This is a genomic window from Ottowia thiooxydans, assembly GCF_040548795.1.
Classification (GTDB): domain Bacteria; phylum Pseudomonadota; class Gammaproteobacteria; order Burkholderiales; family Burkholderiaceae_C; genus Ottowia; species Ottowia thiooxydans_A.
Window position 1 is genome coordinate 188862 of record NZ_JBEPSH010000003.1, and the last position, 20329, is coordinate 209190.

The window sequence follows — 20329 nt, forward strand, 5'->3', positions numbered from 1 at the left end:
GCATGTGATTCGGTTTTAGCTTTCACGCGATTTAACGCGAGCGTGCGAGCGTGTAGGGGAAATGCCGGCACCTCCCGAGCGCTGCAAAAATGCGCACTTAGTTCGCACTGCGCATAATGCCGGATTTGCATACCACAAGGTGCCATGCCTTCCATGACCAACCCTCCTCTGGCTGCCTTGCGCCAGCGCCTGTGGCAGGAATTGGACATGTTGTGCCGCCTGGGATTAGGCTTGGCGCCTATTGCGACCAGTGTTTGCGCGGTGCTTCGACAACTGGTGGGGGCAGATGCAGTCGCCCTGTTCTGGCTGGATGAGCAAGGGCTTCCAGCGGGTTTTTATCATGAAGATTCGCCTGCTGAGGCGCAGAACCTGTTTCTCAACGAATACCACAGGCTGTTCGCGGGGCAAAACGAAGTCAACATCACCGCATTGGCTCGGCGCCAAGGACAGGTGGTCGGACATATGCTGGCCCCTGACGCCGCCTACTTCCGATCCAATACCTACAACTTGCTTGTCAGGGCGAGCGGGCATCACCACACACTGGATTTACGCGTAGAGGTCAATGGCCGCACTCGCGCGGTGGTGGCGTTGTTCCGTGCGCCGGGCCTGGCTTTCAACGATGAGGACGCCGCCTTGCTCGAGCGCGCAAGCATCAGCCTTCAGCGCGCGTTCATACGCCCTGGCTCGGTGCAACTCGGCACACGCATCGACGGTGGCTTGGGACATGTACTGCTGGACGCGAAAAGCCTGCACCCCCTGCTGGCCGATGCCCATGCCACCCGATTGCTACGGGAAGCCAATCTGCCTGGCCTTGGCCTGCAAGGAGGAACCGAAGGGCAGTTGCCACCGGACTTGCTCACCCATTTGGGTTTGGGGCCACAACAGTCTGCGCAGATTTCAGTACCGGATGGATTGCTGGACGCACAGATGAGCCGGTTACTCCCCGTTCATTCAGGAACGGATGGTTCTGGGCAATGGTTGCTGACACTGCAGTTGCAGCGGCCACTGCAGATTGAAGTAGTGCGGCAGGTATTGGCGTTGCCGCTCTCGCCCTTGCAGCGCGAGATAGCCGCGCTGGCTGGTCTGGGATATGCCCGTGCAGAATGCGAAGGGCTCACCGGTGTAGGCAGCGCCGCGCTCAAGAAACACTTGCGGACCATTCTGGAAGTGACCCATAGCCAAGACTGGGAAGACCTGGCCCAGCGCCTACAGAGAAAGATCGAGGCTCCTTGAGGCGTTGGCAGGTGTCAGCAACATGAGCCGCGCCATCAGAGCCACCAAATCCTGCTGGCGCTGTGTTCTTGTTTTCATCAGAAGCGAGCTCAGCTGGGTGCGAACCGTGCGAATACGCACACCACGCGCATCAGCGAAATCACGCGGCGTCTGGCCATGCAGCAGCGCCAACAACAATGACGCCTCGGTAGGGCTCAGTCGGTAGGCATGGCGAGCCAGGGACACCGCAGCAGCGGCATCCGCCGTACGCTCCATCAGGACGACCGTAACCCCTTCATGTGAATGCGCAAGGCCCAACTCTTTCAGATCACCCAAGGCGAGAGACACCAATAAAATGCCGCCGGGTAATTCAAGGCAAGCACTTTCGCCGCGCAATGAGCGCTGAAAAAGCGTCTGGACTTCTGCCGCCACTTTCGCAGGAGCCTTGAGCAAACCACGCAAAACCACTTGTTCACGGCGCGCGGCCAATTCCGTCGCCCTGGCATTGGCGTGGAGCAGGCGAGCGGCCGTGTCAAAGAACAGCATGCCCACAGAAAGGTGTTCCATAACCGACTCCACGCCTCGGGTGCGCGTGCGCAGGGCAAGCATTTCTCGGTGAAGAACGGCCACGCGTTGCACTGCTGCAAACTCGGAGCGAAACCGCTGCTCCTGATCAAATGTGAATCCCTCGTCATCACGCAACCGGAAAATCGATGCAAATAGATTTCCGGCAGGATCTCTCGCATCTCTGCTTCCCCCAAACATGCGTGTCCCGATGCCATGTGGACGCAGGAACTCGTTGTAGATCGAAGTCCGGTGATGACAATGCCCCGTGTGCCTGGGGGCATCTGTGACCACCCACGCCTTGCAATGGCCACGTTTTTCGGCCTTGGAGTAGAGCTCCATGGCGGCATCCCACAAGGGGTCTTGTTCGCGGTATTGCGATGCATAGCCTAGCGTGGCTTCTGCGGTGATGCCTCTACCGATCAGCGCAGGGGTGCCCGTCTCGCCAGGCGTTTTCAGCCAGTAAGACGGATCAGGATGGGCAGCAAACTCCACGCCCCACTCAGCCAACTGTTGCGGATCGCTCGCCAGCACGAACCAGCCTACCTGATCCCCACCCAAACTGGTGGCGTAACCATGCAGGGCTTCATCCCAACGATCTTCGTCTGCCACGGCGCCCAATAAATCTGTCAATGCCTTATGCACGGTGTGCCCTTTCATCCGCCGGGATTCTTTCGCAGTGGCTTGCGCTCCGCCATTCCCCCAAGGGATACCAGCGACCAGTGACATCACGAGCATCGGTCAGGTGACCGATAGGCAAGAGGCGTGGAGTTTTCAAAAATCGCCCCTGCATTTTTCAGCAGGAGAACTTTCACATGATCAAATCCATTCGGTCGCTCGCGCTGGCGACGCCCGCTTCCCGGCACACGAGAGTGGCCAAGCCTCGCGCCCGGCTTCGTGCAGCTGTGCTGCTTGGAGGCACGCTATTGGCAATGATGGGTGCGATGCCGGTACACGCCGAAATACCTTCCACCGAACGTCAAGCCCTGCTCGCCCTCTACACCAGCGCAGGCGGCGCCAACTGGTCGAACAAGACCAACTGGGGTGGCGCCGTCGGCACGGAATGTACGTGGCACGGCGTCTCCTGCGACGTGGCCAACACCCACGTGACCGCCCTGAGGTTGAACTTCAACAACTTGATTGGCACCGTCCCAGCATCTCTCGGTACGCTTTCTGAACTGACGGTATTGAACCTGAGGCAAAGCGACTTGAGTGGGCCCATTCCTGCGCTGTCAGGACTATCCAAACTGGTCACCCTTGACCTGAGCAACAACAGGTTCAGCGGGCAGATTCCGGCATTGACAGGTCTCGGCAGCCTGCAGAGCTTTCAGGTGCAAGGTGGGCAGCTGACAGGATCGACACCCTCTTTGGCAGGGCTGACCAGCCTCAAGGTTTTCAATGTCGCGGGTAACTTGCTGGATGGCCAGATTGGCCCTCTCTCCGGCGCAACAGCCCTGGAAGAATTTCATGTCCGCAACAACAAACTGGTAGGCGCCATTCCTGATTTAAGCGGCCTCGCGGCGCTCACATCATTCGATGCCTCCAACAACCAGCTTACTGCTCTGACCTCGTTCGGGGGTATAGCTAACCTCGACAGCTTCATCGCTTCTCAAAACCAGTTAAAGGGCTCGATTCCTGCGCTTGCCGGCTTGAGCAAGCTGAGAAGCTTTCATGTCGACTACAACCAGTTGAGCGGACCTATTCCGCCTTTGTCGGATTTGGTCAACCTGGAGCATTTTTATGTGCGCGACAACGCTCTGACAGGCCAGATCCCCTCACTGATCGGACTCACCAAGCTGCGCGCATTCTGGATCCAGAACAACCAACTCGTGGGTGCACCTCCCCTGCCACCCAACCAAACCATGGTGGCAGTACCTTGCCCCAATCCCTTGCGCAACAGTACAGACCCCGCCATCAACCTCGCCTGGGACAACGCCGTCACTGGCAGCTCGCCTTGGGCCACAGGCTGCACCGGCAGTTGGGATGTGACACCCACTGTACGCGACGCCTACAACGGAAGGCCCATCACCGACGGAAGCACGGGGACCATTTCACCAGACACGACGCAGATCATGCCTGCCGGTGGGTCGGTTCAGTTCACCATGACACCCGCTGCGGGTTATCGCCTGCGGACTCCAATCGGGTCGAGCTGCCCCGGCGGCCTGAATGGCCACATCTTCACGGCGGGCCCACTGACCGCCAATTGCGCGGTCGACGCCGTGTTCGTAAGAGATGCCTCTCCTGATGACGGCGCGTGTGGCTCGGACAACGGAAAGACCTTGAGCCTGCCCCCGACCAACCTCTGCAGCGTCGGAACAGCCAGCGCCATCACAGGCACAGGGCCTTGGACGTGGTCATGTGCGGGTACAGGCTCAGGGGTCACCGCGCAATGCTCGGCACAAAAGGCCGGGCAGGTGCAGAACTGGACGGTCACCGCCGTGGTGGACGGAGCGGGCGGCACGGCAGCGCCGGAAACGCAAAGCGTTGCAAACGGTGCCCGCGCCTCGGTCGTGGGTACACCGGCTTCAGGCTACATGCTGACAGGCGCAAGTGGATGCACCAGCACGACGGTGGCAGGCAATACCGCGACTACGGTGCCCGTGACGGCAGACTGCACGGTGACCCTCAACTTTGGGTTGGCGCAACAGACGAACACTCAGTTTGTGAGCGTAGCGCCTACGACACCCAACACAGGGGATGCCGTGCTGGTGCGCATTTCCGTCAGTGCGGGCGACACCGCGGTCACCAACGGCACGGTCACCATCCATGGTGGTGGCGCTTCCTGCGCGGCTCAACTCAATGCCGAAGGCGATGGGCAATGCACCATGCGCTTTCAAACCGGAGGCGAGCATCAATTGACCGCTGCTTATCCAGGCGATCTTGCACAGCGCTATCTACCATCGAGCGCGGTCTATGCGGTGACGGTCGTTGGCTCTGTTGCTAACCTAAAGGCCGTTCCTACGCTCTCCCAGTGGGTCCTGCTTTTGCTCGCAGCATTGATGCTCCTGGTCGCTCTGCGCAGGCGTATTCGATAGCTAAAGCCTCTGAGAAGGCGAACTGAAATTCAGAGTGTTCGGGTGGAAGGACGCCTCGCTGGCCCTCCCCCTGGCCGGGCGCCCCTAGCCGGGCGCCCCTAGCCGGGCGCCCCTGCACTCACCCAAAGGAGCTGGAGCAGGAAAAGGCATGATCACTACGCCTTCCGAGAAGGCGCCACGGTTGCGTCTTCTGGCCAGGCACCCTATGTCGAAAAAAACCCTCTCCTGAAAATAAGAGAGGGTTTCTGGGAGGCAGGCAATGCGCCTTAGCTGGTTTCGCCGGTCACTGCTGCCAACATGGCGGGGGAGCCTTGCACTGCCGCACGCTGCATCATGTGCTTGACGGCACGCAGGCCACCCAGTTCCTCACCACCGCCTGCGCGGCCCGGACCGCCGTGTTTGAGGAATGGCAATGCGGAGCCATGACCTGTGGATTCGGGTGCAGCAGCACGGTCGAGGATTTGCAGGCGGCCATGAAGCATGGCCATTTGCGGAATGACCTGAGCGGCGACTTCCGCGCTCTTGGTGACCAAGGTGCCTGCCAGGCTACCCCGGCCTTTGGCCGCCAGTGCCACAGCCGCTTCAATTCCTCCGCTGTAGGCCATCAGCGTGCTGACCGGGCCGAAAGCTTCGACATCGTGTGCTGAGTGATTCTCTGCGTCACGAGCCAGCAGCAGCGTAGGTTGGAAGAACGCGCCGTTTTCAGCACCGTCACCCACAGGCGAGAAATCTTGAGAACCGCCGAACACCACTTCAGCGCCCTCACGCAACGTGTCCACGCGATCGCCCACATCTTTCTGTTGCGATTTGGATGCCAGCGCACCCATGCGAACATTTTCAAGGCGTGGATCACCTACCGTCGTCTTTGCCAGGCGTTCCTTGAGCTTGGCTGCCACTGCATCAATGTGCTGTGCAGGCACGATGGCTCGGCGGATGGCCGTGCACTTCTGGCCGGCCTTTTGCGTCATCTCGCGCGCGATTTCCTTGACGAACAGATCAAACTCTTCGTCATCAGGTGTGACGTCTGGCGCCAGGATCGCGCAGTTGAGCGAATCGGCTTCGGCGTTGAATGGAATGCTGTTCTTGATGATGTTGGGTGACACGCGCAGTTTGGCCGCTGTGTCTGCGGAGCCTGTGAAAGTGACTACGTCAGACACATCCAGCCTGTCCAGCAAATCACCCGTGCCACCAATCACGAGCTGCAAGGATCCCTCTGGAAGAATGCCGGAGTCATTGATGAGCCGCACCAGTTTCTCCGTCAGGAAGCTGGTGGCCGTCGCGGGCTTGCCGATGCTGGGCATACCAGCCAGGAACGTGGGTGCGAACTTTTCCAAGAGGCCCCAGACCGGGAAATTGAAGGCGTTAATGTGAACGGCGACACCACCACGTGGCACGAGCACGTGTGTGCCCGCAAAGGCGCCCGTCTTGCCCAGCGACATTTGTTGGCCCTCATGCCAGAGATTTCCGCTGCGAGGCAATTCCTTGGCCATGCTTGCATAAGCGAACAGCGTGCCGGTTCCCCCTTCAATGTCCACCCAGCCATCCGTACGGGTGGCGCCGGTATGGACCGAAAGCTCATACATCTCTTCCTTGCGCTCACCCAGATATTTCGCAAGTGCCTTCAGTGCTGCAGCCCGTTGCTGGAAGTCCATCGCCATGAGGGCCGGCAAGCCCACCTTGCGGGCGTGCTCGAGGGCTTCAGCGAAATCGATGCTTTCAGCATGCGTATGGGCAACCACACCGTTGTCAATGGCGCTGCGCAGCGCTTGCGCCGGCTCTGCACCAATCCAGCGGCCGGCGATGTAACTTTGAAGTTGAGGTGTAGTCATGGGGGTATCCGAATAAATTAAAGGAAATGAAGCCGTCCCGGGGCCGCCGGCATAGGCCAGTGTTGCCCCGACGGCTCCGAGAACGTGATCACGTTCTGAGGATGCGTCCAATCAATCGGTCAAGCAGCCTTTTGGCCACCGACGCCCAGATAAGTTTCTATCACACGGCGATCATGCAGAAGATCGCTGGCTGCGCCTTGAAGGGCCACGGCGCCCATCTCCAGCACATACGCACGATCGGCCACTTGCAGGGCAGCTCTTGCATTCTGCTCCACCAGCAACACAGAGACCCCCAGACGCCGAAGCGACGAAACGATGTTGAGCACCTCGCGCACAATCAGCGGGGCCAGACCTAGAGATGGTTCGTCGAGCATCAGAAGCTTGGGGCGCGCCATCAGCGCACGGCCAATGGCCAGCATCTGGCGCTCGCCGCCCGACAGCGTCGAAGCCATCTGAGCACGTCTTTCATCAAGGCGAGGAAACATCTCGAATACTTCGATCATGCGGGCCTTCTGGTCGCGCTGACCGCGCCTCCAGCGTGCAAAACCACCGAGAAGAAGGTTATCTTCCACCGACATCTCACCGAACAGTTCGCGCTTTTCCGGCACCAGGCCAACGCCCGCAGCCACCATGGCTTCGACCGACGGGCGAGCCATTTTGCTGCCCGACAAGTTGAGCGTGCCGCTGGACGGCAGCAAGCCCATGATGGCGTTGAGCAAAGTGGATTTACCTGCACCGTTGGGTCCAATGACCGTAACGATCTCGCCCTCACCCACGGTGAGCGCGATCTGGTGCACAGCTTCGACCGGTCCATAGCAGACAGAAAACCCCTGCAATTCAAGCAACGTCTTGCTCATGCTGCCCCCTCTGGCAAATCACCACCCAGATAGGCGGCCATGACTCGCGGATCTGCCTGAACTTGAGCCGGGCTTCCCGAGGCAATCACAGTACCGAATTCCAGCACCGTAATGCGGTCAGCCAGGTTCATGACGAATTCCATGTCGTGTTCGACCACCAGAATGGCCAGGCCTTCCGCACGCAGTTGCGTCAGCAGGGCCGCCAGGGATTGCTTTTCGAGGTGGCGCAAACCAGCCGCTGGCTCGTCCAGCAGCAAGATGGCTGGCTGGCCGGCGAGCGCTCGGGCAATCTCGACGATGCGTTGCTGCCCCAGCGGCAAGGACGCTGCGGGGGTGTCGATGTACTCCAACAGTCCACAACGCTCAATCTGGCGACGTGCTTCTGCCAGCAGCGCGGCTTCTTCACGACGATCCAGTCGGAGCATGGCGGACATCCAGCCGCGGTGGCCGCGAAGGTGGGCCCCCAGCGCCACGTTCTCAAGCACACTGCGCTGGCCGAGCAGGCGCACGTGCTGAAAGGTGCGACCCAACCCTAGCGCTGCGAAAGCGCGGGAAGGCTTGGTCTTCATGTCCTGACCCATCAGCTTGACGCTGCCGGAGGTAGGATCATCCACGCCGGAGATCATGTTGAAGAAGGTGCTCTTGCCCGCGCCATTGGGCCCGATCAGTGCATGGACTTCCCCACTCTTGACGGTCAGATTCACCGCGTTATTGGCAATGAGGCCGGAAAAGCGCTTGGTCACCTCGTCTGCTTGAAGTACGACTGAACCCGCGTCAGGCAAGGCACGAGTGGCCAGCTCAGCGGGTGCAGCGGAATTCGCGCGTGGCGGTATCGGTTTGAGAAATTTGCGGGTCCCTGCGGCGAACAGCGGCCACAAGCCTTCGGCCGCACGTTGCAGGACCAGCAGCATCAGGAGCCCGAACACGATGACTTCAAAGTTTCCACTGGCACCCAGAAGCTTGGGCAACAGATCTTGCAATTGCTCCTTGAGCAAAGTGATCAGCGTCGCTCCCAGAACGGCGCCCCACAGATAGCCAGAGCCCCCGACCACCGCCATGAACAAATATTCAATGCCGATGTTGATGTTGAAGGGCGTGGGGTTCACAAAGCGCTGCAAGTGCGCGTACATCCATCCTGAGACCGCGGCCAGCAAGGCTGCCAGCACGAACAGTTTGATGCGTTGGCGGGCTGTATCGACACCCATGGATTCGGCCATGACGCGACCGGTCTTGAGCGAACGAATGGCCCTGCCCTCGCGCGAATCCAGCAAGTTGTGCAGTGTCCATATGCTCAGAAGCAAGACCACCCAGATCAGGATACCCAGTGCACGGGGAGAACTGAGGTCCATACCAAAAAGCGTCAGCGGAGGCACACCAGTGATACCGGTGAATCCGCCCAACATCTCAAGGTTGCCGAAAATATAGTAAAGGCTCAGGCCCCACGCAATGGTGCCCAACGGCAGATAGTGCCCGGAAAGGCGCAGCGTGACCGCACCCAATGCCCAGGCAATCAAGGCAGTCACTGCCAGACCCAGCAGCAGGCCTAACCAGGGGACCAGGCCAGGAGGCAAGGATGCCAGCGCGGCCTGAGCGACCGGTGAAGTGCAGATCCAGGCCGTGGCGTAGGCTCCGAGGCCGACGAATGCGGCTTGGCCGAACGAGGTCATGCCACCAACCCCGGTAAGCAGCACCAGGCCGACAGCCACCATGGAATACAGGCCAATGTAGTTCAGCAGCGTGATCGTGAACGGCGCAAGAAACGACCAGATCAGCGCCAACAGCGCGATAGCAATAAGAGTAAGGTGGCGCGAGTTCATTCCTCGTCCTCCACGTGGTGCGTGTGCAGCGATCGCCACCACAGCACAGGAATGATGAGGGTGAACACCAAGACTTCCTTGAAGGCACTGGCCCAGAATGAAGAGAACGATTCAAGCTGCCCTACCAGCAGGGAGCCCAGAACGGCCAGCGGATAGCTGGCGAGACCGCCAAAAATAGCCGCGACGAAACCTTTGAGTCCGATGATGAAGCCGGTGTCGTAGTAGATCGTCGTGATGGGAGCGATCAAAATGCCGCACACCGCGCCAATCAGCGCCGCGAGGGCAAAGCTGAGATCACCAGATAGCTCTGTGGGAATGCCCATGAGTCGCGCACCCACCCGGTTCATGGCCGTGGCGCGCAGTGCCTTGCCGATGATGGAGCGTTCAAAGAACACAAACATGACCGCAACCAGAATCGCCACCGTTCCAACCACCACCAGCGACTGGCCTGTGAAAGGTATACCGCCGATTTCCCAGCGGGCGTCAGAATAAGCAGCCGTGCGTGAGCCTTCTGCGCCGAAGAAATAAAGCCCCAGGCCCACCAACACCCCGTGCAGTGCAACCGACACAATCAGCAGGATCAGCACCGTCGCATGCGCCAACGGCCGGTAGGCCAGGCGATACAGCAGAGGCCCCATAGGGATGATCAATGCCAGAACAGCCAGCGTCTGGCCAAGCTGGGAAGTCGGCTTGACGCCCCAGATCAGGGCCAGTGCCAAGGCCGGAATGACTACCGCCCATACGCCGGTTGACGCCCAATCCACTCGGACACCACGCATGTGGCGCCATGCTTCGACGACGAGCGTCATGCCTGCCAAGGCAATCAGCAGCCACACCAGCTTAGGCGCTTGTCCAGCCTGCAAGGCAGCCATGGCAAGGGCTGCATAAGCAACAAACTCCCCTTGGGGAATGAAGATGACCCGTGTGACTGAGAACACGAGCACGAGCGCGAGCGCCATGAGCGCATAGATGGCGCCGTTTACCACGCCGTCTTGCGCCAACATCAGGGCGATTTGCAAATCCATCGATCGGTCTTGGTTGTGCGAAAGCCCTTGCAGATGCAAGAGCTTTCGCGAGCATGGAAAGCCGTTTCTAGCGTGCTAGAGGCCGGCCTCGTCAGACAATGTTCAGGGCTGGTAGACCCACTTGCCGCCCTGGATTTTCACCATGACGCGGGCACGTTGGTCCAGGCCCAGGTGATCGTTGGCAGACGTGGTGAAAATGCCGTGCGATCCAGGAACTTCCTTCACGTTTTCCAGCGCTTCACGCAATGCAGCGCGGAACGCAGGGGTGCCTGGCTGGGCTTTTTTCAGTGCAGCAGGAATGGCTGAAGCGAGGAGCTGACCCGCATCCCAGGCATGACCACCGAAGGTGGAGACGCTTCCTTTGCCGTTGGCGCCCTCGTAAGCCTGAATGTAGGCAAGTGCCGATTTGCGCACAGGATTGCTTGTGGGCAGTTGGTCAGCCACCAAGACAGGGCCCGCTGGCAACAGCGTACCTTCGACGTCCTTGCCGCCTACGCGCAGGAAGTCAGCATTCGCGACACCGTGCGTCTGGTAGATCTTGCCGGTGTAGCCACGTTCCTTGAGGGTTTTCTGCGGCAGCGCAGCAGGTGTACCTGAGCCTGCAATCAGGATCGCATCAGGTTTTGCGCCCATGAGCTTCAGGACCTGGCCGGTCACTGCGGTATCTGTGCGGGAATAACGCTCATTGCCAACCAACTTGATCTTTTTCAGATCCAGTGCCTTGACCGTTTCACGGTACCAGCCTTCACCATAGGCGTCCGAGAAGCCGATGAAACCCACACTCTTGACGCCATCTTTGGCCATATGCTCGGCAATCGCCAAAGCCATCATGATGTCGTTTTGAGGCGTCTTGAAAACCCAGCGCTTCTTGGCGTCCATGGGCTCAATGATGGCGGCAGATGCAGCCAGAGTGATCATGGGTGTCTGGGCTTCAGCCACCACATCGATCATGGCCAGCGAGGCAGGCGTGGTGGACGAACCGACGATGACATCCACATTGCGCTCGGAAATCAGTTTGCGGGTGTTGGTAACGGCAGCGGTGGTGTCTGACGCATCATCCAGCACGACATAGTTCACCGTCTGACCACCTATGGTCTTGGGCAAGAGCGCAATGGTGTTTTTCTCTGGAATGCCCAGGGAAGCCGCAGGTCCGGTCGCCGACACGGTAACTCCAACGGTCACTTGCGCGGCGGCCAACACAGGCAGACATGCCAATAGAACAGACAGGGCGTTCTTCTTGATGTTCACAGCTTCTTGCTCCTTGAATAATGAAAATAACGCATCGATCAGCCACATCGTGAGGGTGGCGAATTAACCGACCGATCGGTCGACTATTGTAATTAACGGTACAGCCCAGATCGTGACTGAAATCTCAGTAAATACCCGAAGGCGAGACAAAAGACAGCCAGAAATGAGAAAAAAAGAGAGCTTTTAGCCTAGCACGTGCGCCAGAGTGAGCAAGACCAAAAGAAGCAGCCACAGCGCCACCATGCGCCATACAAGCCCCACCACTTGCACCAGGTGGGCCGATTGCGGCTCACGCCCTGGCAGGCCATTGCCACCACCGGGCGTGTCGCTCATGCCAACCGGCTGGGCAGGCAGATCCGCTGTGGCTGGCTTGAGGGCTGCTCCGCCCAGGCGCACGCCTATAGCGCCCGATGTCGCGGCGAGGATGACCCCGTCGTTACTGTCTGAGAATCGGCCCGCATAGTTACGCCAGGCATCAATGGCTTCCTCAAAACTTCCCACAATGGCAAAGCCCAATGCAGTCATGCGAGCAGGCAACCAGTTAATGGTGTGCCACGCGGTGTCTGCCACGGTTCTGAGCGCAGGGCTGGCGGGGTGATCCGCTGCGTGCGCCTTCCTGCGCCAGTAGCTCGCCGCAAATTCGGCATTGCGATAGAACACCGCGCCTGCCGGCCCCAGGCCCAGCATGGCGAGAATGCAAAACCAGGCAATCACTCCAAACACATGACGGTGTGCAGCCAATACCGAGTATTCGATCACATGGCGCACGATCTCCGCGCGTGGTAGCCGGCTGGCATCGACCTGCTGCCAATGGGCCAGCAATTCACGCGCACGCTCTTCGTTGCCAGACTCCAAAGCGTCCCGAATGCCGGTGAAATGATGGCTGAATTGACGAAAACCCAGAGTGAGATAGAGCAGCACCACGCTCCACACCAGTGCCAGAGGCCAGCCGCCGAGCCAGATCAGGGCCCAGTGAACAGCCAGCGCGGCAAAGCTTGGCACGACTACCGCCAGTACCCAGGCCATCCAGCCGTGATGCAAGGCGCCAGCATCGACACTGCTGCCGACCCAGCGAACCCAATGGCGCAACCCCACCGCAGCGGGATTCGCCGGACCGAGCGGGCGAACCTGCTCCAACAGCAACGCTATGACAATTGCAAAAAGGGCCATGCGCGGATGATAGAGGGAGTTAAGCGAATTTTGAGCGTTCGGCCGCTCCTGGATGAAAAAGTACCAGTGGCAGCACGCCAGCCTGTGTACATAGCAACGATTTTCACAAGTTGCCAACCTCATTCCGGAGTACTTCAGTGCAGTGCTCGACTCACAGGGCCATCAAGGAGCGCAGCCAGACCTTGTAGACCTTTGTCATTCACTGGAACCTCTAAGCTTCTGAGTGGCATGGCAGCGTTTGCAGAGAATCAGAATTGCCAAGCTGGAGCTTGGCGCTCCCAGGCCAACAGCCTTCTTGTAAAAACCTTCTGGCCCCATCCGAACTTAAGACTCAAGCAGTGTTGGCTTGCAAGCCTTGGTATTCCCTGGGAGCGCCAAGCTCCAGCCTGGCATGACAGCCTTTGCAGAGAGCCAGAATTGCCAAGCTGGAGCTTGGCGCTCCCAGGCCAACAGCCTTCTTGTAAAAACTTTCAGGCCCCGCCCGAACTTAAGACTCAAGCAGTGTTGCCTTGCCAGCGTTGGTATTTCCTGGGAGCGCCAAGCTCCAGCTTGGCATGGCAGCGTTCGCAGAGAGTCCGAATTGCCAACCTGGAACTTGGCATGGCTTTGGGCAGAGACATTTCAGGCCGACAGGAATCTGTAGAAATTGCGCAGCATGCCCGCAGTCGCGCCCCAGATGAAGCGTTCCACGATCAAATTTGCAGACGGTTGTGACTCCCCTGCCGCCACGTCAACCAAGGTTTCTGCATAAGGCATGGAGAACCATTCGCGGGAGCTGCCCTCCCATTCAAAGCGATGACGCCGGTGGTGCGCAGGGTTCATCAGAAAAGAAAGCGGAACCTCAAATGCATGCGCGACTTCATCCGCGTTGGGATTGAGCACAAAACCCTCTCGCACCAGCGCCACCACAGGCGTCACTACGAACTGCGTACCTGTGGTGTAGACCGGCAATTGGCCGATGACTTCAATGAATTCCGACGCCAAGCCCACTTCCTCGTCGGTTTCACGCAGCGCCGCCGCGACGACATCGGCATCCCCCGGATCGACCTTACCCCCTGGAAAAGCCACTTGCCCGGAATGGGTGGACAAATGCGCGGTCCGCTCCGTCAGCAGAACGGACAGACCTGCGGCGCGCGCGATGAGTGGCACCAGCACGGCAGCCTGCGCCGGCACGCGGTCTTCGAACTTGGGTTCCTGCCGCACTTCCGGCTGCCAGATAGGAGGCTGCAGAAAGCGTTGCCGCAGGCGCTCTGGCGTGAGCCGATCTGCTGGAACCGACGGCAAGTGCTCATCGACGCCAACGACAGGAATACGCTTCGGGTCAAATGAAGGAAGTTTGGAAAGAGGCGTCGCAACCATAAGCGGCCATATTGTGAATGAAGGCAAGGTTCCTTGCCGAACATTGGCGCCCTCTGCGCAACTCTCAGTTCGCCTGAATTTTTCGCCCGGGCGCCACGTTTCGCGCACTCAGGTAGGCAGAACCGAATATCACCAGGCCTCCTGCCGCCAGCAGCGACCCCACCCAGCCCGTAGAGGCCCAGCCAAAACCCATTGAAATGGTGATACCACCCAGCCACGCACCCAGTGCGTTGGCCAGGTTGAAAGCGGAGTGATTGAGCGCAGCAGCCAGGTTCTGAGCATCTCCGGCGACGTCCATCAAACGAATCTGAAGAGCCGGGCCCAAGGCGACCACAGTGCCAATGAGCAGCACGTTGAATGCCCCCAACCATAGGTGCGATGCCGTGAAGCAGAACAAACCCAGCACAAGTCCTGCCCACACGAGCATGCCACCAATGGTGGGCATGAGGGCTTTGTCTGCCAATCTGGAGCCCACCAGATTGCCAATCACCATGCCCACGCCAAACAGCGCCAGAACAAAGGGCACGCCTTGCACCGGCAGTCCAGCCAGTTCCATGAGTGTGGGTTTGATGTAGCTGAAAACCGAGAACATCCCACCAAAGCCAATGGCGGCTATTCCCAGCGTAAGCCATACCTGTTTGCTGCGAAGCGCACCTAGCTCTCTCCATGGGCTGGCTGCGGAATCAACAGGCAAAGCAGGTGTCCAGCGCCAGATCAGCGCCATACTGAGCAGCGCAATGAAGCCCACGAGCGCAAAGGCTGCTCGCCACCCCAACCACTGACCCAGCCCTGCTGCCAGCGGCACTCCCACCAAGGTGGCACTTGTGAGTCCGAGCATCACATAGCCCACCGCTTGCGCGCGTTTCCCAGGAGGCGCCAGGTGCGCAGCCACCAACGCTGCGACCCCGAAAAAGGTGCCGTGCGGCAACCCGCTGATCAGACGCATGATGATCATCGTTCCATAGCCGGGTGCCAAGGCACTGGCAAAGTTGGCTATTGCATAAAACAGCATCAGCGCCATGAGCAAGGTGCGGCGGGGCATCTTTGCACTCAGCACTGCCAGGATGGGCGCACCCACCACCACGCCCAATGCATAGGCACTGATCAAGTGGCCTGCTGTGGGAATGGATATGGCAAGGTCTTGCGCGGCGTCGGGCAAGAGACCCATGATGACAAACTCGCCCGTACCGATGCTGAAACCACCCACCCCCAGGGCCAGCAGAGCTTTGAGAAATGAAGGGCTTGAGCCCGCAACATGGGACTGTGCCAGGGCTGAGCCTGAAGACATTTGCATACTGATATTTAAAGAACCTGGGCCACTCCTGCCCTGACTTGCCTGGCGCAGACAAGAAAAAACCGCCTGGGCAGGAGCCGCAGGCGGTTTTCAGGAAGCACGTAAAGATCAGGCAGCAGTGCTGACTGGCTTGACGCGGCTTGGCAGCTTTTCCTTGATACGTGCCGACTTACCGCTGCGCTCACGCAGGTAGTAGAGCTTGGCACGACGCACGTCACCGCGGCGCTTGACTTCAATGGCAGCGATCAGCGGGCTGTAGGTCTGGAAAGTGCGCTCAACGCCTTCGCCGTTGGAGATCTTGCGCACTGTGAAGCCGCTGTTGAGGCCACGGTTACGCTTGGCGATCACAACGCCTTCGTAGGCCTGCACACGCTTACGTGTACCTTCCACGACGTTCACGCTGACGATCACGGTATCGCCAGGAGCGAATTCAGGGATCGTTTTGCCCAGGCGAGCAATTTCCTCTTTTTCGAGGGTTTCAATCAGGTTCATTGGTTTTCCCATCTCTCGATCATGCGCGCGCTACACAAAAGGCGGCGAAACAAGGGCTAAAGCCCTGCTCCCCGCGGCCGGCAGAGGATCGAAAAGCCTTGGATTATAGCCTGAAGCCGGGCAGATGAGCAATCAAGGCGCTGCAAGGGTTTTGACGCTCGCCAGCGCCGCTTCGTCCGCCTTGCCAAGATGCCCCGCCGCTCGGGCAGCGTCAATCAGATCCGGGCGATGGCGTGCCGTGATCTCAATCCGGCGATCACGTCGCCAGCGTTCAATCTGGGCGTGATGGCCAGACAGCAGAGCTGCCGGTACCGCCTGGTCATTCCACACTTCCGGGCGCGTGTAGTGCGGGCAATCCAGCATGCCATCCAGTGCCGGGTTGAAGCTGTCGAACTGATGGCTGCCTTCGTCGTTGAGCACCCCGGGTTGCAACCGAGCCACCGCGTCCAGCAAGGCAATCGCTGCAATCTCACCGCCAGACAATACAAAGTCACCCAGGCTGATCTGCATGTCAACATGAGAGTCAATGAAGCGCTGGTCAATGCCCTCATAGCGCCCACACACCAAAATGGCGCCAGCGCTTTGAGACCATCGCTCGACCGCGTCATGCCGCAACACCTCTCCTATGGGAGAGAAAAGCACAACCGGCACCGAAGTGGAGTCGGCGGCTTCGTCGTGGTCTGGCTCGCGGTCAGAGCGAATAGCCTGGAGGCAGCGCAGCAGAGGCTCTGCCATCATGACCATGCCGGGGCCTCCGCCGAAAGGCCTGTCATCCACGCGGCGATAGTTTCCCTCTGCAAAATCGCGTGGGTTCCATAGCTTGAGTTCTACCAGGCCGCTGGAAAAAGCCCGCCTGTTGATCCCGGCCTCCAGAAACGGCGCAAAAAGCTCGGGAAACAGCGTGATGACGTCAAAGCGCATGACACGTGTGCATCACTGGATAGACGGATTGGCAGGTGGTAAATCCTGGACCGGTTTGAACAGTCGGGCCACATCAACGGCGTCAAAACGCTGTTGCTGTCCGCAAAAGTCGCAACCGACCTCCACCTGACCCTGTTCCGCCAGGATGGATTCAATCTCCGATTCACCCAGACCTCGGAGCATGACCCCTACCCGCTCACGACTGCAGGAGCATGCAAAGCGGGGGCCTTGCTCGCCCGCCAGCGGCGGAAAGCGCAGGAGGCTTTCTTCCCAGAACAGGCGGCGCAAGATGGTGTCCGTGTCCAACTCCAGCAATTCCTCACGCTTGAGGCTACGGGCCAGCAGTGAAATGCGTTGGTAGTCGTCTTCTTCGCCTTCGCCTTCGCCTTGATCACCCTGCTCGTCTTCTCGGGCCACGTTGCTTTGCGACAGATTGGCCTGTCCTTGACCCGGCAGACGCTGGATCAGCAAGCCGCAGGCCACCTGTTCGTCAGCGGCCAGCACGATTGTGGTGTCCAGCTGCTCTGATTGCAGCATGTAGAGCTCAATCATTTCAGACACGCTTTGTAGCTTGCGACCGTCTGCATCCTGAAGCGGGACCACCCCCTGATAGGGTTGCCGCCCGTCACGCCGGTCGGAAGGGTCGAGCGTGATGGCGCAGCGGCCTTTGCCTCGCAGATTCACCATTTCCGGCAAACGGGCGCCAGCATCCACGTTGCCCACCACGGACGCCGTGGCACGCACGCGCAAGTCGGTCTGGGTTTCTGCTACCGCAACTTTCACGGGCCCATCGCCAAAAATCTGCAGCACCAGTGCGCCATCAAACTTGATGTTGCCCTGCATCAACACGCTTGCGGCCATCATCTCGCCGAGCAACTCTGCGACAGGGGGAGCATAGGCGCCGGTTTGGGTATTGGCAGCACGACGACGCAGGATCTCCTGCCAAGCGTCCGTGAGTCGGACCAATTGGCCCCGTACGGGCAGACCGTCGAATATGAATTTATGGAGTTCTGACATTCAAAGCAATGTGAGGGCACGCCGCCCAAATCCAAGTCTTGCAGTCGACCGTTCAGCTGGTCCGCTTCAAGGTGTCCCGAAACAAGCGTGCGTTGTCTATGTAATGCCGCGCACTATTGCGCAGTCCCTCGATCTGTTCAGGCGTGAGCTGGCGCACCAATTTGGCAGGTGTACCCATGATCATGCTGCCGTCAGGGAATTCTTTGCCTTCCGTGACCAGCGAGCCGGCACCCACCAGACAATTTTTCCCGATTTTGGCACCGTTGAGCACGATGGCTCCGATACCAATCAGCGATTCGTCGCCAATGGTACAGCCGTGCAACATGACCTTGTGTCCTATGGTGACATGCCTGCCCACCGTGAGAGGCATACCGCGGTCTGCGTGCAGCACGGAAAGATCCTGGACATTGCTGCCCTCTCCAATGGACATGCTTTCGGTGTCACCGCGCAGCACACAGCCGAACCAGACACTGGCATCAGGACCCAGCGTGACATTGCCCATGACTTCCGCCGATTCCGCAATCCAGGCGCTGGATGCAAGCTGGGGGGATTTTCCGTCTACTTCATACACGGCCATTGATCTGGTCTCCTGTTGGGATGTCGTGGGATAGTGGGGACAATTTTAGGGCGCTATGGCCCCGGAGTTGCAGGTGGCTGCCGTTAGTATTGGTTAATGGGTATGGGGTATGGGGTCATTGCCCCATCAACTCCAGCTCTCGGGGGCTGAAACCCGCTGCAAGCCTGGCTTCCATGTTGAAAGGGCCTCGCAAGCGAGGCGCATCATAGGTTTTCGCCAACTCTGCATAAGTCACCACGGGGTCCAGTCCGCGCTGCTGGCACAACCAGTTGTACCAATGGTTTCCAACCGCCACGTGTCCGATTTCGTCACGCAAAATGATGTCCAGGATGGCAGCACCATCGTGATCGCCGGCTTTGACCAGCTTGGCCTTGAGGGGCGGCGATGCATCCAGCCCGCGGGCCTCCGCCGTGCGCGGAACGAGCGCAATGCGCGCAAGGATATCGTGCCGGGTCCGCTCCGCGATGTCCCATAGTGCGTTGTGGGCTGGCAAATCACCATAGCGGACATCCAGAGTGGCGAGGTGGTCTCTCAGAAGCTCGAAATGCAGAGCCTCTTCCCGAGCAATGCCCATCCATTGTTCATAGAAAAGGTCTGGCATACCCTTGAACCGCCAGCAGATGTCAAGCGCCAGATCAATGGCATTCAGCTCTATATGCGCGAGCGAATGGATGAGTGCAGCGCGGCCCTCTTTTGTGAATACCGACCTTTTAGCCAGCTCGACATGAGCGACCAGCACAGGTTTGGCGGGCCTGCCAGGAATGATTCCTCGAGCCAAGATATCGTCGTCAGCGCCAATGGTCAGTCCCGTGCTCATGGCCCGAGTGCGACCGGCCTTTTGGTCAGGGTCTGTGGTGATCAGCAGGTCCAGTGCGAGGCTGCGAAGTGTGTCCATCCGCGAATGCTACGCGAATGACGGCACTCGCCAGCGGGCCTGCCGTCCTGGAGCGCTGATGAAATACCAAACCATTTGCATGCGGATTAACTGCCTGGTGGAACAAGGGCGAGTCAATTGGATAGGATGGAAGCTTACGTCTCCAATCATCTTGTTGGATAAAACACCTCTGAAGGAGCCCTTATGAGCAAACCCATCGTCCAGGACATTGGCCCCAAGCCAAATGCCTTTGATATCGAAAAAGCGACCAAGGACAATTCCCACTACCGAGAGGTGGCATGGAGCGGCAAGTTTTTGCAGGTCACGCTCATGTCCATTGAGCCGGGTCAATCCATTGGCCTTGAGGCGCATCCTGATACCGATCAGTTTCTACGCGTAGATGCGGGAGAAGGCAAATGCAAGATGGGACCGGCGAAGGACCAACTTGACTTCGAGCAGGATGTAGAAGACGGATGGTGCATTCTGGTGCCTGCGGGTACCTGGCACGATGTCGTCAATACAGGCGACAAGCCCCTCCGTTTGTACGCCATCTACGCGCCGGTGCACCATGCTGCGGGGAAAATTCACCCGACCTTCGACGACGCAGAGAAGGACGAAGAAAATGGGACCGATGAGCCGCCAGGCTGGTCGGTGCAGCCGCCTGCCGCGCGGCCAGACAAACACGCTTGACCTGAATTTACCGGGTGGCTGGCAGGAGGTGCACCTCGAATCGTCGATACGATGGGTACTGCGGCGCTTGCAGCCATCCGAAGATGCCAAGCTGGAGCTTGGCGCTCCCAGGCGAAACAGCCTCTTCCAAGTTCACCCCCAACGTCGTTAAGCGCAGCACAGGCAAGTCAGGTATACCCTGGGAGCGCCAAGCTCCAGCTTGGCAATTTCTGCACCCCCGCAAACGCCCCCATGCCAAGCTGGAGCTTGGCGCTCCCAGGAAGAACAGCCTCATCATCCAAGTTCACCTCGAGTGTCGTTGAGCGCAGCGCGGGCAAGTCCGGTATTCCCTGGGAGCGCCAAGCTCCA

The 20329-nt window shown here is 59.2% G+C and carries 16 protein-coding genes and 1 pseudogene; 3 read left to right on the plus strand and 14 right to left on the minus strand.

What is annotated here, in order from left to right; genetic code table 11:
• Nucleotides 1-153 precede the first annotated feature (153 nt).
• Nucleotides 154-1233, plus strand: a complete 1080-nt coding sequence (locus ABIE13_RS07755; RefSeq protein ID WP_354442563.1) for a GAF domain-containing protein — start codon at nucleotides 154-156, stop codon at nucleotides 1231-1233.
• Here ABIE13_RS07755 and ABIE13_RS07760 read toward each other — a convergent pair.
• Entirely contained in the window at nucleotides 1207-2436 is a 1230-nt protein-coding gene (locus ABIE13_RS07760) for a helix-turn-helix transcriptional regulator (protein ID WP_354442564.1), read from the minus strand. The two genes, ABIE13_RS07755 and ABIE13_RS07760, sit on opposite strands and share 27 nt — an antisense overlap.
• A gap of 155 nt (nucleotides 2437-2591) precedes the next feature.
• Here ABIE13_RS07760 and ABIE13_RS07765 point away from each other — a divergent pair, with 155 nt between their 5' ends.
• Entirely contained in the window at nucleotides 2592-4811 is a 2220-nt protein-coding gene (locus tag ABIE13_RS07765; protein ID WP_354442565.1) for an IPTL-CTERM sorting domain-containing protein, read from the plus strand.
• A gap of 275 nt (nucleotides 4812-5086) precedes the next feature.
• On the opposite strand, the pseudogene paaZ reads toward ABIE13_RS07765, so the two are convergent.
• The 13 genes and pseudogenes from paaZ to ABIE13_RS07830 all read right to left on the minus strand — a co-directional run.
• Nucleotides 5087-6640, minus strand: a pseudogene (gene paaZ, locus ABIE13_RS07770) (phenylacetic acid degradation bifunctional protein PaaZ); the annotation flags it as partial.
• A 119-nt stretch (nucleotides 6641-6759) separates the two neighbouring features.
• Nucleotides 6760-7497, minus strand: coding sequence for an ABC transporter ATP-binding protein (locus ABIE13_RS07775; RefSeq protein WP_354442566.1), 738 nt, complete (start codon nucleotides 7495-7497; stop codon nucleotides 6760-6762).
• Nucleotides 7494-9314 (minus strand): branched-chain amino acid ABC transporter ATP-binding protein/permease, encoded by a 1821-nt coding sequence (locus ABIE13_RS07780; protein ID WP_354442567.1) that lies wholly within the window; start codon nucleotides 9312-9314, stop codon nucleotides 7494-7496. Before ABIE13_RS07780 ends, ABIE13_RS07775 begins: the two co-directional genes overlap by 4 nt.
• Nucleotides 9311-10339 (minus strand): branched-chain amino acid ABC transporter permease, encoded by a 1029-nt coding sequence (locus ABIE13_RS07785; protein ID WP_354442568.1) that lies wholly within the window; start codon nucleotides 10337-10339, stop codon nucleotides 9311-9313. The genes ABIE13_RS07780 and ABIE13_RS07785 overlap by 4 nt, the downstream gene beginning before the upstream one ends.
• Before the next feature lie 102 nt (nucleotides 10340-10441).
• Nucleotides 10442-11581, minus strand: coding sequence for an ABC transporter substrate-binding protein (locus tag ABIE13_RS07790; protein ID WP_436278393.1), 1140 nt, complete (start codon nucleotides 11579-11581; stop codon nucleotides 10442-10444).
• A gap of 189 nt (nucleotides 11582-11770) precedes the next feature.
• The gene (locus ABIE13_RS07795) at nucleotides 11771-12757 is read right to left on the minus strand and encodes a CobD/CbiB family protein (protein ID WP_354442569.1); all 987 of its coding nucleotides are present in this window, start codon (nucleotides 12755-12757) and stop codon (nucleotides 11771-11773) included.
• 621 nt (nucleotides 12758-13378) lie between these two features.
• On the minus strand, nucleotides 13379-14116 hold the full coding sequence (locus ABIE13_RS07800) for an NUDIX hydrolase (RefSeq protein ID WP_354442570.1): 738 nt from the start codon (nucleotides 14114-14116) through the stop codon (nucleotides 13379-13381).
• Between the two features lie 64 nt (nucleotides 14117-14180).
• Nucleotides 14181-15404 carry an MFS transporter gene (locus tag ABIE13_RS07805; protein WP_354442571.1) on the minus strand — a complete coding sequence of 408 codons (1224 nt, stop codon included), beginning with the start codon at nucleotides 15402-15404 and terminating at the stop codon, nucleotides 14181-14183.
• A gap of 114 nt (nucleotides 15405-15518) precedes the next feature.
• Entirely contained in the window at nucleotides 15519-15902 is a 384-nt protein-coding gene (rplS, locus tag ABIE13_RS07810) for a 50S ribosomal protein L19 (RefSeq protein ID WP_354442572.1), read from the minus strand.
• 132 nt (nucleotides 15903-16034) lie between these two features.
• A complete protein-coding gene (trmD, locus tag ABIE13_RS07815; RefSeq protein ID WP_354442573.1) occupies nucleotides 16035-16823 on the minus strand; it encodes a tRNA (guanosine(37)-N1)-methyltransferase TrmD in 789 nt (262 codons plus the stop codon).
• Nucleotides 16824-16835: 12 nt separating this feature from the next.
• Complete coding sequence (locus ABIE13_RS07820; protein ID WP_354442574.1) at nucleotides 16836-17840, minus strand: Hsp33 family molecular chaperone HslO; 1005 nt, start codon at nucleotides 17838-17840, stop codon at nucleotides 16836-16838.
• A 52-nt stretch (nucleotides 17841-17892) separates the two neighbouring features.
• Nucleotides 17893-18417, minus strand: a complete 525-nt coding sequence (locus ABIE13_RS07825; protein ID WP_354442575.1) for a gamma carbonic anhydrase family protein — start codon at nucleotides 18415-18417, stop codon at nucleotides 17893-17895.
• A gap of 115 nt (nucleotides 18418-18532) precedes the next feature.
• Complete coding sequence (locus ABIE13_RS07830) at nucleotides 18533-19312, minus strand: ferritin-like domain-containing protein (protein WP_354442576.1); 780 nt, start codon at nucleotides 19310-19312, stop codon at nucleotides 18533-18535.
• Between the two features lie 183 nt (nucleotides 19313-19495).
• Here ABIE13_RS07830 and ABIE13_RS07835 point away from each other — a divergent pair, with 183 nt between their 5' ends.
• Nucleotides 19496-19981 (plus strand): cupin domain-containing protein, encoded by a 486-nt coding sequence (locus ABIE13_RS07835; protein ID WP_354442577.1) that lies wholly within the window; start codon nucleotides 19496-19498, stop codon nucleotides 19979-19981.
• Nucleotides 19982-20329 lie beyond the last annotated feature (348 nt).

Bases quoted from the DNA above. Each gene is read 5' to 3' on its own strand.
- ABIE13_RS07795 (WP_354442569.1), bottom strand. From the start codon at position 12,757: ATGGCCCTTTTTGCAATTGTCATAGCGTTGCTGTTGGAGCAGGTTCGC.
- ABIE13_RS07805 (WP_354442571.1), bottom strand. From the start codon at position 15,404: ATGTCTTCAGGCTCAGCCCTGGCACAGTCCCATGTTGCGGGCTCAAGC.
- ABIE13_RS07800 (WP_354442570.1), bottom strand. From the start codon at position 14,116: ATGGTTGCGACGCCTCTTTCCAAACTTCCTTCATTTGACCCGAAGCGT.
- ABIE13_RS07755 (WP_354442563.1), top strand. From the start codon at position 154: ATGACCAACCCTCCTCTGGCTGCCTTGCGCCAGCGCCTGTGGCAGGAA.
- ABIE13_RS07825 (WP_354442575.1), bottom strand. From the start codon at position 18,417: ATGGCCGTGTATGAAGTAGACGGAAAATCCCCCCAGCTTGCATCCAGC.
- ABIE13_RS07835 (WP_354442577.1), top strand. From the start codon at position 19,496: ATGAGCAAACCCATCGTCCAGGACATTGGCCCCAAGCCAAATGCCTTT.
- ABIE13_RS07775 (WP_354442566.1), bottom strand. From the start codon at position 7,497: ATGAGCAAGACGTTGCTTGAATTGCAGGGGTTTTCTGTCTGCTATGGA.
- ABIE13_RS07785 (WP_354442568.1), bottom strand. From the start codon at position 10,339: ATGGATTTGCAAATCGCCCTGATGTTGGCGCAAGACGGCGTGGTAAAC.
- trmD (WP_354442573.1), bottom strand. From the start codon at position 16,823: ATGCGCTTTGACGTCATCACGCTGTTTCCCGAGCTTTTTGCGCCGTTT.
- ABIE13_RS07765 (WP_354442565.1), top strand. From the start codon at position 2,592: ATGATCAAATCCATTCGGTCGCTCGCGCTGGCGACGCCCGCTTCCCGG.
- rplS (WP_354442572.1), bottom strand. From the start codon at position 15,902: ATGAACCTGATTGAAACCCTCGAAAAAGAGGAAATTGCTCGCCTGGGC.
- ABIE13_RS07830 (WP_354442576.1), bottom strand. From the start codon at position 19,312: ATGGACACACTTCGCAGCCTCGCACTGGACCTGCTGATCACCACAGAC.
- ABIE13_RS07780 (WP_354442567.1), bottom strand. From the start codon at position 9,314: ATGAACTCGCGCCACCTTACTCTTATTGCTATCGCGCTGTTGGCGCTG.
- ABIE13_RS07820 (WP_354442574.1), bottom strand. From the start codon at position 17,840: ATGTCAGAACTCCATAAATTCATATTCGACGGTCTGCCCGTACGGGGC.
- ABIE13_RS07760 (WP_354442564.1), bottom strand. From the start codon at position 2,436: ATGAAAGGGCACACCGTGCATAAGGCATTGACAGATTTATTGGGCGCC.